Genomic DNA, 13587 nt, shown 5'->3' with positions numbered 1-13587 from the left:
TCAACCGACAGCCTTGTGGTCGGGGTCCAGGAGCCGATGCAGGTGCACGACGAAATAACGCATATGGGCATTGTCCACGCTGGCCTGCGCCTTGGCTTTCCATGCCGTATGGGCGGATTGATAGTCGGGATAGATGCCGACGATGTCGAGCGCGTCAAGATCGCGGAATTCGGTGCCGCCAAGCTTCTTCAGTTCGCCGCCGAACACCAGGTGCAAAAGCTGTTTCTTTCCGTCTTCCGCGGCCATTTCGGTCCTTCACATATTGTGAGTTTGTGACAGGTCTAGACCAAAGCCGCCGACTTTGGAACCTTCGATAATGCTTTCAATCATCCAGTCCGGCAATGACGCCCACGAGCACCGCCAGCAGTTCACCGCTGCCGGCGGCGAGCGCGCCGTGGCGGGTCACCTCGCCGGCATAGAGCGGCGCGCGGCCATGCTGGTCGAGCAACTGGCCGCCCGCCTCGCGCAGGATAAGGTCGGCGGCGGCGATATCCCAGTCGTGCGCGTTCGGCTTTACGAAAGTGGCATCGAGCGTGCCGTTGGCGATCATTGCCAGGCGATAGGCAAGCGAAGGGCTGTAGGGCGCCCGCTTCAGCCGTTCCTGCCAGCCGGCCGGTATCCTGTCGAGCAACTGCTTCAATCCGGAAATTTCGGCCTTGTCGCCGGGCTGGCGCACCGCGATGCGGCTACCGTTGCGGAAGGCGCCCTGGCCAGGCAGCGCCCAGTAAGTCTCGTTAAGCGCCGGACACTCGAGCACGCCGGCAAGCGAACGGCCATGCTCCACGACGGCGACGCTGACACACCAGGTGCGCTGGCCTTCCAGGAAGCCGCGCGTGCCGTCGATCGGATCGACGACAAAGGTTCGGCGCGCCGAAAGCCGCACTGGATCGTCGACCGTCTCCTCGGACAGCCAGCCGTAATCCGGCCGCGCCGCAAGCAGGGTCTGGCGCAAATACGCATCGGCGGCGTGATCGGCCTCGCTGACCGGCGAGGTCCCGCCCTTCATCCAGACCTGCGGGCTGTTCCCGAAGTAACGCATGGCGATGACGCCGGCCTCGCGGGCAGCGTCGCGCAGCAGCGGCAGATCCTCCGTGGCGCCAGTCGTGGTCAGATCATGCTCCGGCAAGGGTCATGCCTTCGATCAGCAACGTGGGGGCGGCGGTGCCGAAATTGCGATCGAGATCGCTTGCCGGCACCATGTTGAGGAACATCGTCTTCAGGTTGGAGGCGATCGTGACTTCGGCGACGGGGTAGGCAAGCTGGCCGTTGTCGATCCAGAACCCGGAAGCGCCGCGGCTGTATTCGCCGGTCACCATGTCGACACCTTGCCCGAACACCTCGGTGACGTAGAAGCCCGTCTTGAGCGAGGCGATCAGTTCTTCCGGCGAGCGCTCGCCCGGCTCGATGGCAAGATTGGTCGAAGACGGCGAGACGGACGAGCCGCTGCGCGAACCGCGTCCATTGGTGACGAGACCCAGTTCCCGCGCCGCCGAGGTCGACAGGAACCAGTGGTTGAGCACACCGTTCTCGATCATCAAAAGCTTGTCGCCTTCGACGCCTTCGCCGTCGAACGGACGCGAGGCCTGGCCGCGCCGCCTCAGCGGCTCGTCGGTGACGGTAATGGCCGATGCAGCCACCTTTTTGCCCATCATGTCGCGCAGGAACGACGTCTTGCGCGCGACGGCAGCGCCGTTGATGGCGCCCGCGAGATGGCCGGCAATGCCGCGCGCCACGCGCGGATCGAACACCACGTCGACCGGTCCGGTCGCGGCCTTGCGCGCGCCGAGCCGGCGCACGGCGCGTTCCCCGGCCTTGCGGCCTATGTCTTCCGGCGCATCCAGGTCGGCAAAATGCTGGCGCGAGGAGAATTCATAATCGCGCTCCATGCCGGTACCCTCGCCGGCGATGACGCTCGTGGAGCGCGAGAAGCGCGAGGCGACATAATGGCCGAGGAAGCCGTGCGAGGTGGCCAATACCAGCCCTCCGAGCCCGGCGCTGGCATTGCTGCCCGCCGAATTGGTCACGCCGTTGACGGCCAGGGCCGCCGCTTCCGCGGCCAGTGCCGCTTCCTTCAACTGGTCGGCCGATACTTCTGTTGCATCGAACAGGTCGAGATCGCGCGTCAGCCTGGCCAGCAGCGCCGGATCCGCGAGGCCCTGGTTGGGATCTTCGGGAGAGACCCTGGCCATGGCGACGGCACGTTCGGCAAGCGCCTTCGGGTCGGACGCGGCAGTCGCGGAAACACTTGCCACCCGCTGGCCGACAAAGACACGCAGCGAAACGTCGTCGCCTTCCGAGGCCTCGGTGTTTTCGATCTTGCCCAGCCGCACCGACACACCGGTCGAGCGGCCACGCACCGCGACGGCATCCGCGGCATCGGCGCCAGCTTTTTTGGCAGCCTCGACCAGGGCCGCGACGCGGTCGGTCAATCTTGATGCGTCCGATATATCGCTCATGCGCGTGATCCTGCTGTTGCGGCTGGCCCGAGAGCCGCCGTCCCCCATCTATTGTTCCGGTCCGGCTTGTGCAATGGCACAAGCTTCAATCAAAATGCATCGGTTCAGCCGCCCATCGCGAAGCGCGGCACCGCATCGCCAGCACGGAGCATTTCCAATGACGCCTTTCCATCTTGCCTTCCCGGTCCGTGATCTCGATGAAACACGCGCTTTCTATGGCGAGGTGCTGGGTTGCGCCATCGGCCGCTCTTCGGAGACCTGGGTCGATTTCGACCTGTTCGGCCACCAGATGTCGGCGCATCTGCGGCCACCGGCCGCGCCGGCTGCCAGCGACGGCAAGGTCGACGGCATGGCGGTGCCGATCCCGCATTTCGGCGCCGTGCTTTTGATGGATGACTGGCAGCGGCTTGCCGCGCGGCTGGAAGCACGCGCCGACATAGACTGGCTGGAGCGGCCGATGATCCGCTTCAAGGGAGAGCCCGGCGAACAGGCGACGCTGTTCATCCGCGATCCCTCGGGCAACGCGCTGGAATTCAAGGGCTTTCGTTCGCTGGAGCAGATTTTCGCGCATTGACATGGTGCAAGCCGTGGCGCGCGGACTCAGGACCCGGCAACAGGCGTCCAGATCACATCCTCGATTTTTTGCGCGCCCGTGGCCAGCATCGCCAGCCTGTCGAAGCCGAGCGCGATGCCGCTGGCCTGTGGCATGACCGCGAGTGCCGCGAGAAAATCCTCGTCCAGCGGATAGCGCTCGCCATAGACGCGCTCTTTCTCGTCCATTTCCATGATGAAGCGCCGGCGCTGCTCCTCGGCGTCCGTCAACTCGCCGAAGCCGTTGGCAAGTTCGACGCCGCAGCAATAGAGCTCGAAGCGCTCGGCGACGCGGGGGTCGCGTGGGCTCGGTCGCGCCAGAGCCGCCTCGGCGACCGGGTACTCGCAAAGGATGGTCGCGCGGCCGATACCGAGATTGGGCTCGATCTTCTCCACCATCACCCGGCTGAACAGGTCGGCCCAGCCGTCGTCGGGCGCGGTACGCAGGCCGGCACCGGTCAGGGCCTGATGGAGCGAATCGCGGTCGGTGATGCCGTCGGCGCTGACCGTCGCAAGCAGATCGATCCCGGCATGGCGCGCGAAGGCGTCCGCCACCGTCAGCCGCTCCGGCTCCGCGAAAGGATCGCAGTCGCGGCCGCGAAAGCTGAAGCGCGTGGCCCCTGCCCTTGTCGCGGCCAGCGCCAGCAGATCCGCGCAATCCCGCATCAGGCTCTCATAGGCTTCGCCGACCCTGTACCATTCGAGCATGGTGAATTCGGGATGGTGCAAAGGGCCACGCTCGCGGTTGCGATAGACCGGGCCGAAGCTGAAGATCCTGGTCTCGCCGGCAGCGAGCAGCTTCTTGCAGGCGAATTCCGGCGACGTGTGCAGATAGAGCGGCTTGCGCTGCCCGTCCGGCGCGACCGCCTCGGTTGCGAAGGCCGCCAGATGCGCCTCGTTGCCGGGCGATATCTGCAGGGCCGATGCCTGCACCTCGATGAAATCGCGACGGGCGAACCAGTCGCGCAAGGCGGCGGCAAGGCCGTTGCGCAGCATCAGGCGCGAACGGCGATCGGCATGCACATGCGGCGTCCACCAGGGCGAAGCGGCGGTCATGGGCGGTTTGAAGGCGCGCTGGTTTGCGTTGGGGGCTGGCGGTTCGCGCCGAGATGCGCTAGGCCCCCATCCAAAGCCGCACAAGCCGGCAAAGACCCGTCAACTCTCGCAGGATAAAAAACCGTGGTGAAAGTCATCGCCAGTTCGCTCCGCAAAGGCAATGTCGTCGACAAGGACGGCAAGCTTTATGTGATCCTCTTTGCCGAAAACATCCACCCAGGCAAGGGCACGCCCGTGACGCAGCTCGACATGCGCCGCATCGGCGACGGGGTGAAGGTTTCGGAACGCTACCGCACCACCGAACAGGTGGAGCGCGCCTATGTTGAGGAGCGCGAGCACACCTTCCTCTACGCCGACGGCGAAGGCTATCACTTCATGAACCCCGAGACCTACGACCAGGTGGCGGTGTCGGAAGCCGTCGTCGGCGATGCCGCCCCCTATTTGCAGGAAGGCATGCCGGTTCAGGTCTCGCAGTTCAACGGCATCGCCATCTCCCTGGTGCTGCCGCAGCGGGCCACCTTCGAAGTGGTCGAGACCGAGCCCACGACCAAGGGCCAGACGGCGTCCTCTTCCTACAAGCCCGCCCTGCTCTCCAACGGCGTGCGCACCGCCGTGCCGCCGCATATCGCGCCAGGCACCCGCGTGGTGGTGATGACGGCCGATGGGTCCTATGTGGAGCGCGCGAAGGACTGAGGCGAACTCTTACGTCTACCCGGAAGCCAGCGCCGCCTCACTGTTTGAAACAGTGTTCGCGATGCCATTGCAGGAAGCGAGGATGTGGGCGCTCGACCTGCCGACGGGGTGGAAGCGCGCGGCGGCTCCTGTTTATGAATCCCTGCACACTCTCCAGGTCGTTAACCTGCCTTGATACCAGTATTTCCAGATCATCGGACAGGCTGATCAATCCGCGATCGAACATCCAATGCGCTGTGCCGGATAGCGCGATGCCATTGTTGACGATGTCGGGTCCGTTCTTTTCAACCGGTCGAATGTGGGCGGCAGAAACTTCCGCCCGGCCGCCGCCATTTATCAACTTGAGACCTGAGATCGCGCAACGCTCGTCATAGGCGCGCAAGACAACGCGACGAAAAATGCGATCCCGCACAATTCGCGATCCGATATAGCTTACACGACTACGGCCCTCCTCGAACTGGAATGGAGCCTTTTCGTCCTGAAACCCGGATGAAATGCCGATCTGATCCACACGTGGCAGCAACGGCTCATGGTCGTCAAAGCCCAGATCGATAATGCGATTGAAGTCGCTTGGACTGATTGGTCGGACGGCCGATTGGGCGCGACCAGAAATCCTTCCTTGGTCGTTAAGCAGGCCGCGCTCAACGAGACCATCCGTCCCATTGAAGGGAACAGGAGTGGCCAAATCGAGGTAGGTTCCCGGCTCAATCAGAGCCAGATACATACCAGGCGCTACTGGATCTGGGAGAACCTGCTGGACCTTGGCTACGGCGAAATAGCCACGGGTATCGTCTACTTTGCTAGGTTCGTAGTAGATGATCCAGTCACCGACGCATGCTTCCACACGACGCAGATACTGGCTAGGAAACTGATATCGCTCGGCGGGACTGTCATCGTAGATCGAATCTGACCGGTGAATGAAGACCCCGAATCCCATTATCTTCCTGCAGCTTGGGGGATATCCGTGGAGATGTAGCACCAAAACTCGATCTTGGGAGCTTACTCTACCTTGAGAAACTCCCCTCTCCGATAAACTTCCCCGGATTTTTACAGAGCTGTCGCAAATGGCTCGCGCAGTTCGTCCTTTGGGTGAAGAAGGAGAACGCCAATGAGAAAGCTTATCGTCACCGAATTCATCAGCGTCGATGGCATCGCCGAAGTCGAGAAACTGCCTGGCGTGACCTGGAACGACGAGATGAACAGGTTCAAGGAGGACGAGCTGGCTGACAGCGGCGCCATGCTTTTGGGACGCACAACCTACGAGATTTTCGCCGGCTCGTGGCCGAGCGAAACCGGAGACTTCGCCGACCGGTTCAACGCGCTGCCGAAATACGTCGCGTCCAGCAGTTTGAAGGTGCTCGACTGGAAACCGGCCGAGCTGCTCAGGGGGCCGCTGCCGGAGGCGGTCAGGACACTGAAGCTAGGTAGCGGCGGCAACATCTTTGTGCATGGCAGCCTCAGCGTCGCGCAGGAACTGTTGCGCCATGGTCTGGTCGACCGCGTCAGGCTGCTGAGCTACCCCGGCACCGTTGGCCAAGGCAAAAAGCTGTTTCCGGCCGGCGATCCGGTGTCGTTTGAGTTGATTTCCGCCAAGCCATTCAGCAATGGGGTGGTGGCGCTGGAGTATGCGCCGGTGCTGGCGAAATCGTAATCGGTTAGAGTGCCCTTCTTCCAGAGAGGACTGGAGGGCGCCTGGCTTTCGGGATCAAAACTATAGCGGTGACGTGAGGCAACGTGTGGACCTCGCGTCACCCGGTCTGCTTTCCCCGTCTTTGCTCGACAGCAGCACTTTCCCTAGCCTCCACAACCCTCTCCACCTCGCGCTTCAGCTGGTCCTTGATATCCGCCGTCTCGGTCATCAGGACCTCGATCTTGAGGAAGTCGAGCACGCGGTATTTGGACACCGCCGGGCGGATCAGGATGTCGGGCTGGCACTGCTTCAGCTTGTTGGCGATGATCGACTGCATCATCAATTGAGTGGCGCCGAACATCAGGTCGACGGAGGTCGGCCGCCTGTGGTCGGCCTCTTCCGGCGCGCCGACCACGTCGACGCCGATGATGATGTCGGCATCATCCTCGATAAGGTCGAAGGGCACGGGGTTGTAGATGCCGCCATCGATCAGCAGCCGGCCGTCGCGCATCACCGGGCGGAACACGGCAGGAATGGCCGCTGACGCCGCGAGCGCCGAATGCAGGTCGCCTTCGGCGAACACGGCCAGCTTGTGGCCGAAATAGTCCGTCGCCGTCACCTTCAGCGGGATTTTCAGCTCGGCGAAGGTTTCGGGAATGGCTTCGGGCAGGAATGCCTTGAGGATGCGTTCGACATTGAACTGGCTGACGCGGATGCCGGCCTGCATGGCCTCGGCGATGGTGCCGGGCCGCGCCCGCCACATGCGGCTCGCCACCTCGGCGCGACGGCCGAGGATCGAGCGGGCATAATCGTGGATGTCCTTGCCGGTCATGCCGGAGGCCATGCCGGCGCCCATGATGGCGCCGATCGACGAGCCGGCGATTGCGACCGGCCTGATGCCCAGTTCGTCCAGCGCCTCGATGACATGGATGTGCGCCAGACCGCGCGCGCCGCCGCCGCCAAAGGCGATGCCGAAGGTGAGGCTCATCCCTTATTGGCTCCGGCCAAGGGCGGTCCGACGACCATGATGGTCGGCTCGGCCGACAAAAGCTTCTTCGCCGCGGCCTTGACCTGGTCGAGTGTCACCGCGTTGATGAGGCCGGTGCGGCGCTGAATGTAATCGACGCCGAGGTCGTCGAGCTGCAGCTCGACCAGGGTCGCGGCGATGGCGCTGGAGGAATCCAGGTTGTTGATGGCGTAGGCGCCGATCATGTATTTCTTGGTCGCCGCCAGTTCCGCGTCGGTCGGGCCGTCCTCGGCAAGCCGCTTGACCACGTCCCGCACGATGCCAAGGGTTTCGGCGGCCCGGTCCGATCGTGTGCCGGTGGTGACGATCAGCGCGTCGGCATGGTCCTGGTTGATCAGCGAGGAATTGACGCTGTAGGCCAGCCCGCGCTTCTCGCGCACCTCCTGGAACAGGCGCGAGGTGAAGGTGCCGCCGCCGAGAATCTCGTTCATCAGAACCGCAGGGAAGAAATCCGCCGCCTTGCGCTTCACGCCAGGCCAGGCAAGCTGAAGCGAGGTCTGCGGCAGGTCGTAGTCGACCTCGATATGCCGCGCCAGATTCGGCTCGACGTCGGCAACCGGCGCGAGCGCCTGGTTCTGCGGCAGCCCGCCGAACACCATGTCCAGTTTCTTCTTCAGCGTTTCCGGGTCGATGGCGCCGACCACCGCGACATGCAGCCCGCTCCGCGCGAAGACCGCCTTGTGCAGCGCCTTCAGATCGTCCCGCGTGATGGCGGCGATGCTCTGCCTGGTGCCCTGATCGGAGCGCGAATAAGGATGATCGCCATAGAGCGCGCGCGCCCATCTGTCCTGCGCGATCGTGTCGGGGTCGTTCTCTCCGGCGATGATGCCGGACAGGATCTGAGCGCCGATGCGATCGATCGGCGCCTGGTCGAAACGCGGCTCGTTGACCGCCAGCCGCAGCAGGTCGAACGCCTCGTCGCGCTGCTCGGCCAACATGCGCATGGAACCGTAGATGCCGTCGCGGGTCTCCTCGAAGCTCATCTCGGCGCCGGCGTCGTCGAGCTTCACCTGGAAGGCGTCGCTGTCCAGAGGGCCTGCGCCTTCGTCGAACAGACCGGTCATCAGATTGGCCAGCCCTTCCTTGCCCGGCGGATCCTGCGTCGAGCCGCCCCCAAAGACGAAACGGATGGCCACCATCGGCACCGAATAGTCTTCGACCAACCAGGCGGTGACGCCCTTGGGCGAGGTGACCTGCTGGATGTCCATGGCGCGGGCGGCAAGCGCCGGCAGGACCAGGAAGAAGATGGAAAGGAGCAAAGTGACAAGCGCTGCGCGTGCCCTCCCTTCTCCCCGTTTGGGAGACGGGAAAGAGCCGTGTTGCTCGCTCTTCATCATCAATTCCCCGCCTGTTGCTGCGGCAAGAGATAGCCGGTCGTCGACCGGGCCAGCACCAGATAGCGCGCGGCGACGGCCTTGATCTCGCCGGGAGTGATGTTGCGGATGCGCTCCGGCCATTGCTCGATGTCCTGCACATTGCCGCCGGTGGCAAGCTCGGCGCCATAGATATTGGCCATCGAATCCTGTTTGTCGCGGGCGAAAACCATCGAGCGGACATAGCGGTCCTTGGCCTTGTCCAGCTCCTTGACGGTGACGCCTTCCCTGGCGATGCGCACGACCTCCGCGTCGACGGCCGCCTCGACATCGACGAGCCTGGCGTCGCCGCGCGGCGTGCCATAGACGGTGAAGTTGGTGTCGTCCAGCATGGTGCCCTGGAAATAGGCCCCGGCGTTGGAAGCGATGCCTTGCCTGACCACCAGCGCCTGATACAGCCGGCTGCGGTTGCCGCCGCCCAGTATTTCCGCCAGCAGGTCGAGCGCCTCGGCTTCGCCGGGCTTGGCCGTGTGGTAGGACGGCACCACCCATTGGGTGGAGAAATTCGGCACGCTGACGCGGGCGTCGGACAGCGTCACCGTGCGCCTGGTGTTCTGCTCCGGCTCGACCGGGCGGACGCGCGGCGGCAGGTCGGGCCCGCGCGCGATCTTGCCGTAGGTTTTCTCGGCCAGAGCCTTGACCGTGTCGGGCTCGACGTCACCGGCCACGATCAGCACCGCGTTGTTGGGCTGGTAGTATTTGTTGTAGAAGGCGATGGCGTCGGTGCGGTTCAACTGCTCCATCTCCTGCATCCAGCCAATGACCGGAATTCGGTAGGGCTGGTTCTGCCACAGCGTGGCGTCGAGTTCCTCTTCGAGCACCGCCTCGGGACTGTTGTCGATGCGCGAACGGCGCTCCTCCAGGATGACGTCGCGCTCGGTCTTGATGACATCGTCGGTGAGGATGAGGTTGCGCATGCGGTCGGCCTCGAAGCTCATCATCAGCTCGAGCGCCGACGGCGCCACCGTCTCGTGGAAGGCGGTGTAGTCGTAGGAGGTGAAGGCATTGTTGGAGCCGCCTATGTCGGAGACGGCGCGGTCGAACTCGCCGGCGGCGTGATTGGCCGTCGCCTTGAACATCAGATGCTCGAAGAAATGGGCGATGCCGGATTTGCCTGGCGGCTCGTCGGCGCTGCCCACCTTATACCACACCATATGGGTGACGATCGGTGAGCGATGGTCGGGAATGACGACCACTTCCATGCCATTGTCGAGCAGAAAATCCGTTACCTTGAACTCGGCCGGCCGCTTGTCGGCGGCGAAGGTCGCCGGGGCCAGTCCGGCAATGACCAAAGCCAGCGATGTGGCCAAGAGCGTCTTGCGCAGCCATTCAGCCTGAAATGTCATCAATGGCTCCGGTTTCTCATGACGGACGATAGGCGGCGAGCCGATGTTGTGAAAGTGAATTGTTGATTACTGGCATGGCACGACCTGCTCCCCTGGGAAGAGGGCTCGCATTCCATCTTCGCCCGCAAATGAAGCTTAACTCAGGCGGCCTCGACAAGCCGGATCAGCGTCTCGCCATAGTGGCGCTCGTCGACAACTGAAAATCCCGGTCCCGGCTCGAAAGGCGCCGCCGCTGCCTCCTCGACCACGCACAGCGCGCCGGGACGCAGCCAGCCGCCTTGCTTGGCCGACCTCAGCGCGCGTTCGCCAAGACCCTTGCCGTAAGGTGGATCGGCGAAAACGAGGTCGAACGGCGCCAGCGTGCCGGCCTCGCCCAGAGCCGTCGCGTCGCGCCGGAATATCTTGGTGCGGCCGGTCAGGCCGAAGGCCTCGACATTGTCGCGGATCAGGCCGCGGCCTTCGGCCGACTCCTCAATGAAGACGCCATAGGACGCGCCGCGCGACAGCGCCTCGAGCCCGAGAGCGCCCGTGCCTGCGAACAGGTCGAGCACGCGCGCGCCCTGCAACCGATCGGCAAAGCGATGCGCCAGCACATTGAAAACAGCCTCGCGGGTGCGGTCAGTGGTGGGGCGGATGGCGCTGCCGCGGGGCGTCGCCAGCGGGCGCCCGCGAAACTCGCCGCCGACGATCCTCATTTCGCCCTTGGACCCTTGAAACCGCCGCGCGGCCGCTCGCCGCCGCCGCCCGGACGTTCGCCACGCGGCTTGCCGAACGGCTTGGGGCCGCCCGGCTTGCCGCCGGGCTTGCCATAGGCCGGCTTGAAAGACGCCTTACGGGCCTTGGCCTCAGCGGCTTTGGCAGCATCCGCCTCCGCCCTGCCCTTGCCGATTGGGCGCGCGCCCGGCGCCATCCAGACATTGGCCTTGCGCTGGCCGGGCGGCTCGATCGGCCGCTGCTCGCGCTCGGATTTCTTGCCGCCCGGTTTGCCGCCAAAACCACCGCGCGGCTTGTCGCCGAAGCTACCGCGTTCGGGTCTCGGGCCGCGGTCGCCAAAGCTTTTTTCCGGCCTCGCGCCTCTGTCGGGGCTGGTCGACAGTTTGCCCAGCGCCTCGTCACGGCTGCCTTCGCGGCGCTTGCGGTTCTTGATCAGGCCGCCCTCGCCGATCGGCCGGTGGTCACCCTCGCGCGAAAATCTCGGCCGCTCGGCCTCCTCACGCCGCGGCTCGACCCGCCGCACCGGCAAGTTGGAAAACGGCTTTGTTATCTCGGCATCGAAATTGGCACCGGATTCCTCTATCAGGCGTTCGCCGAGCTGATCGCGCAACACCTTGCCCTTGATCTCCAGCACATGGCCTTCGGGGAGCTCGTCGAGCTGGAACGGGCCGTAGGAGATGCGGATCAGCCGCGTCACGTCGAGGCCGAGCGCGCCGAGAATGTTCTTGACCTCGCGGTTTTTGCCCTCGCGCAAGCCGATCGTCAGCCAGGCGTTCGAGCCTTGCTCGCGATCGAGGCTCGCCTCGATGGCGCCATAGAAGACGCCGTCCACGGCAATGCCTTCGCGCAAACCCGCAAGCGCACTTTCCTCGACCTTGCCATGGACGCGCACCCGGTAACGGCGCAGCCAGCCGGTGGCCGGCAGTTCGAGCACGCGAGACAGGCCGCCATCATTGGTCAGCAGCAGCAGGCCTTCGGTGTTGATGTCGAGCCGGCCGATGGTCATCAGCCGGGGCAATTCAGCCGGCAGCACGTCGAAGACGGTCTTGCGGCCCTCGGGGTCGCGGTTGGTGGTCACGACACCGGCAGGCTTGTGGAACAGGAACAGCCGAGTGCGCTCGATCGGCGGGATCTCCATGCCGTCGAGATGGATGATGTCGCCCGGCATCACATTGAAAGCCGGCGAAGACAGAACCCGGCCGTTGACCTTGACGCGGCCGGCCGCGATCAACTCCTCGGCGTCGCGGCGCGAGGCAAGCCCGGCGCGAGCCAGCCGCTTGGCGATCCGCTCGCCGGCTTCCTCGGGCGCCTCCGCAGGACGCGGACGGGACTTGAAACCGCCTTGCGGCCGGTCGGCAGCGAAATCGCGCTTCGGACGGTCTGCGAAATCGCGCTTCGGACGGTCAGAGAAGTCGGGCTTGGGCCGATCGGCAAAATCACGCTTAGGACGATCGAAGCGTCTTTCACCCGTCGCACCTTCAGCCGCCATTGGCCGCTCGCCGCGCGGTGCATACGGCTTGCGCGGGCCTTCGCGGTTTTCATAAGGCTTGCCTTGCGGACGCGGACCCTTGTTGAAGGGCCGCTCCGAGCGCCCGCCTTCCCCGCCCTCGCGCGGCTTGTACTCACGCTTCTGTGGCCGTTCGCCATCGGCGGCCATTGGACGCTCGCCGCGCGGTGCGTAGGGCTTCCGCGGGCCTTCGCGGTTTTCATAAGGCTTGCCTTGCGGACGCGGACCCTTGTTGAAGGGCCGCTCCGGGCGCCCGCCTTCGCCGCCTTCGCGCGGCTTGTACTCACGCTTCTGGGGCCGTTCGCCATCGGCGGCCATCGGCCGCTCACCGCGCGGCGCGTAGGGTTTGCGCGGCCCTTCGTGCTTTTCGAAGGGCTTGCCGCCGTCGCCACGCTTGGCAAACGGTTTCTTGGCGCCGAAGGCTGGCTTGCCGCCTTTGCCGGCATCGCGCCCACGCGCGCCCGCCGGTTTCGGACCGCTTTTGCCCGGACCCTTCTGGCGCGGAGTTTTCTTGTCGTTGTCGTCCATGTGGCCTTTGTCCGTTTGCGCTGCTACAGCGTGGCGCATCCTTTCGGGCGCGCAACGAACGCTGTAGCATTTTTGATTTGGCGCATGATCATTTCCGAAAACCGTACCCGATTTTCGAGGTTATGCGCTCAATAACAGGATCACCGTCGAGTGGCGAGGAGATAATCGGAATGGAAACCCGCGTGAAGCGGCCCGATTTCATGGCGCTGGCGCTGGAGGAGGCGCAAGCGGCAGCCTCGCGCGGCGAAGTGCCGGTCGGCGCCGTCATCGCCAGCGCCGGCACGGTCGTGGCCAGTGCCGGCAACCGCACCCGGGAGCTTGCCGATCCGACGGCCCATGCCGAGATGCTGGCCATCCGCGAAGCCTGCCGAAGGCTGTCGAGCGAACGGCTCACCGGACACGATCTCTATGTGACGCTGGAGCCTTGCGCCATGTGCGCCGGCGCCATCTCCTTCGCCAGGTTGCGCCGGCTCTACTTTGGCGCCGCGGACGAAAAGGGCGGCGCGGTGGTCAACGGCGTGCGCTTCTTCGCTTCGCCGACCTGCCATCACACGCCCGACATCTATGCGGGCATCGCGGAGGCCGAATCGGCCCTGCTGCTGAAGGATTTCTTTCGGGAACGCCGCGACTGAACGGGGTGCGATACCCGTCAGCAAAGCAAATGCG

Annotated in this window: 14 protein-coding genes; 4 read left to right on the top strand and 10 right to left on the bottom strand. The window is 64.5% G+C overall.

Annotated elements, in window-relative coordinates; all coding sequences use genetic code 11:
* From LB541_RS21235 to LB541_RS21225, 3 genes are all read right to left on the bottom strand, one after another.
* Positions 1 to 246, bottom strand: a complete 246-nt coding sequence (locus tag LB541_RS21235; RefSeq protein WP_140494203.1) for a DUF4170 domain-containing protein — start codon at positions 244 to 246, stop codon at positions 1 to 3.
* 76 nt (positions 247 to 322) lie between these two features.
* Positions 323 to 1126, bottom strand: coding sequence for a 3'(2'),5'-bisphosphate nucleotidase CysQ (locus LB541_RS21230; protein ID WP_224619514.1), 804 nt, complete (start codon positions 1124 to 1126; stop codon positions 323 to 325).
* The gene (locus tag LB541_RS21225) at positions 1113 to 2456 is read right to left on the bottom strand and encodes a TldD/PmbA family protein (RefSeq protein WP_224619511.1); all 1344 of its coding nucleotides are present in this window, start codon (positions 2454 to 2456) and stop codon (positions 1113 to 1115) included. The genes LB541_RS21230 and LB541_RS21225 overlap by 14 nt, the downstream gene beginning before the upstream one ends.
* 157 nt (positions 2457 to 2613) lie before the next feature.
* On the opposite strand from LB541_RS21225, the gene LB541_RS21220 reads away from it, so the two are divergent.
* Positions 2614 to 3030 (top strand): VOC family protein, encoded by a 417-nt coding sequence (locus tag LB541_RS21220; protein WP_140494209.1) that lies wholly within the window; start codon positions 2614 to 2616, stop codon positions 3028 to 3030.
* 26 nt (positions 3031 to 3056) lie between these two features.
* Here LB541_RS21220 and epmA read toward each other — a convergent pair whose 3' ends face one another.
* The gene (gene epmA, locus LB541_RS21215; protein ID WP_140565133.1) at positions 3057 to 4103 is read right to left on the bottom strand and encodes an EF-P lysine aminoacylase EpmA; all 1047 of its coding nucleotides are present in this window, start codon (positions 4101 to 4103) and stop codon (positions 3057 to 3059) included.
* Positions 4104 to 4226: 123 nt separating this feature from the next.
* Between epmA and efp the strand changes: the two genes are divergently transcribed.
* Positions 4227 to 4796 carry an elongation factor P gene (gene efp / locus LB541_RS21210; RefSeq protein ID WP_140494213.1) on the top strand — a complete coding sequence of 190 codons (570 nt, stop codon included), beginning with the start codon at positions 4227 to 4229 and terminating at the stop codon, positions 4794 to 4796.
* A 37-nt stretch (positions 4797 to 4833) separates the two neighbouring features.
* Here efp and LB541_RS21205 read toward each other — a convergent pair whose 3' ends face one another.
* Positions 4834 to 5733, bottom strand: a complete 900-nt coding sequence (locus LB541_RS21205) for an HNH endonuclease (RefSeq protein WP_140515558.1) — start codon at positions 5731 to 5733, stop codon at positions 4834 to 4836.
* A 171-nt stretch (positions 5734 to 5904) separates the two neighbouring features.
* Between LB541_RS21205 and LB541_RS21200 the strand changes: the two genes are divergently transcribed.
* On the top strand, positions 5905 to 6447 hold the full coding sequence (locus LB541_RS21200; protein ID WP_140560523.1) for a dihydrofolate reductase family protein: 543 nt from the start codon (positions 5905 to 5907) through the stop codon (positions 6445 to 6447).
* Between the two features lie 97 nt (positions 6448 to 6544).
* Here the strand turns inward: LB541_RS21200 and LB541_RS21195 are convergent, their stop codons facing one another.
* The 5 genes from LB541_RS21195 to LB541_RS21175 all read right to left on the bottom strand — a co-directional run bounded on the left by LB541_RS21195 (position 6545) and on the right by LB541_RS21175 (position 12921).
* On the bottom strand, positions 6545 to 7414 hold the full coding sequence (locus LB541_RS21195) for a patatin-like phospholipase family protein (RefSeq protein WP_140494217.1): 870 nt from the start codon (positions 7412 to 7414) through the stop codon (positions 6545 to 6547).
* Positions 7411 to 8787 carry a M16 family metallopeptidase gene (locus LB541_RS21190; RefSeq protein WP_181167395.1) on the bottom strand — a complete coding sequence of 459 codons (1377 nt, stop codon included), beginning with the start codon at positions 8785 to 8787 and terminating at the stop codon, positions 7411 to 7413. The genes LB541_RS21195 and LB541_RS21190 overlap by 4 nt, the downstream gene beginning before the upstream one ends.
* A 2-nt stretch (positions 8788 to 8789) precedes the next feature.
* Positions 8790 to 10172, bottom strand: a complete 1383-nt coding sequence (locus tag LB541_RS21185; RefSeq protein WP_140557097.1) for a M16 family metallopeptidase — start codon at positions 10170 to 10172, stop codon at positions 8790 to 8792.
* Positions 10173 to 10312: 140 nt separating this feature from the next.
* Positions 10313 to 10867: a 16S rRNA (guanine(966)-N(2))-methyltransferase RsmD gene (gene rsmD / locus LB541_RS21180; RefSeq protein WP_140624605.1), complete on the bottom strand. Its 555-nt coding sequence runs from the start codon at positions 10865 to 10867 to the stop codon at positions 10313 to 10315.
* Complete coding sequence (locus LB541_RS21175) at positions 10864 to 12921, bottom strand: pseudouridine synthase (RefSeq protein ID WP_224619510.1); 2058 nt, start codon at positions 12919 to 12921, stop codon at positions 10864 to 10866. The genes rsmD and LB541_RS21175 overlap by 4 nt, the downstream gene beginning before the upstream one ends.
* Positions 12922 to 13103: 182 nt before the next feature.
* Here LB541_RS21175 and LB541_RS21170 point away from each other — a divergent pair, with 182 nt between their 5' ends.
* Entirely contained in the window at positions 13104 to 13553 is a 450-nt protein-coding gene (locus LB541_RS21170; protein ID WP_140522168.1) for a nucleoside deaminase, read from the top strand.
* Positions 13554 to 13587 lie beyond the last annotated feature (34 nt).

The organism is Mesorhizobium sp. BR1-1-15, from assembly GCF_020165475.1.
Classification (GTDB): Bacteria; Pseudomonadota; Alphaproteobacteria; order Rhizobiales; family Rhizobiaceae; genus Mesorhizobium.
The sequence above is the reverse complement of the archived record's forward strand: the minus strand, read 5'-3'. Positions and strand labels throughout refer to the sequence as shown.

What these genes read in the sequence shown, in the direction of transcription:
- LB541_RS21235 (WP_140494203.1), bottom strand. Translation starts at nt 246, where the DNA reads ATGGCCGCGGAAGACGGAAAGAAACAGCTTTTGCACCTGGTGTTCGGC.
- LB541_RS21225 (WP_224619511.1), bottom strand. Translation starts at nt 2,456, where the DNA reads ATGAGCGATATATCGGACGCATCAAGATTGACCGACCGCGTCGCGGCC.
- LB541_RS21220 (WP_140494209.1), top strand. Translation starts at nt 2,614, where the DNA reads ATGACGCCTTTCCATCTTGCCTTCCCGGTCCGTGATCTCGATGAAACA.
- epmA (WP_140565133.1), bottom strand. Translation starts at nt 4,103, where the DNA reads ATGACCGCCGCTTCGCCCTGGTGGACGCCGCATGTGCATGCCGATCGC.
- LB541_RS21205 (WP_140515558.1), bottom strand. Translation starts at nt 5,733, where the DNA reads ATGGGATTCGGGGTCTTCATTCACCGGTCAGATTCGATCTACGATGAC.
- LB541_RS21200 (WP_140560523.1), top strand. Translation starts at nt 5,905, where the DNA reads ATGAGAAAGCTTATCGTCACCGAATTCATCAGCGTCGATGGCATCGCC.
- LB541_RS21195 (WP_140494217.1), bottom strand. Translation starts at nt 7,414, where the DNA reads ATGAGCCTCACCTTCGGCATCGCCTTTGGCGGCGGCGGCGCGCGCGGT.
- LB541_RS21190 (WP_181167395.1), bottom strand. Translation starts at nt 8,787, where the DNA reads ATGAAGAGCGAGCAACACGGCTCTTTCCCGTCTCCCAAACGGGGAGAA.
- LB541_RS21185 (WP_140557097.1), bottom strand. Translation starts at nt 10,172, where the DNA reads ATGACATTTCAGGCTGAATGGCTGCGCAAGACGCTCTTGGCCACATCG.
- rsmD (WP_140624605.1), bottom strand. Translation starts at nt 10,867, where the DNA reads ATGAGGATCGTCGGCGGCGAGTTTCGCGGGCGCCCGCTGGCGACGCCC.
- LB541_RS21175 (WP_224619510.1), bottom strand. Translation starts at nt 12,921, where the DNA reads ATGGACGACAACGACAAGAAAACTCCGCGCCAGAAGGGTCCGGGCAAA.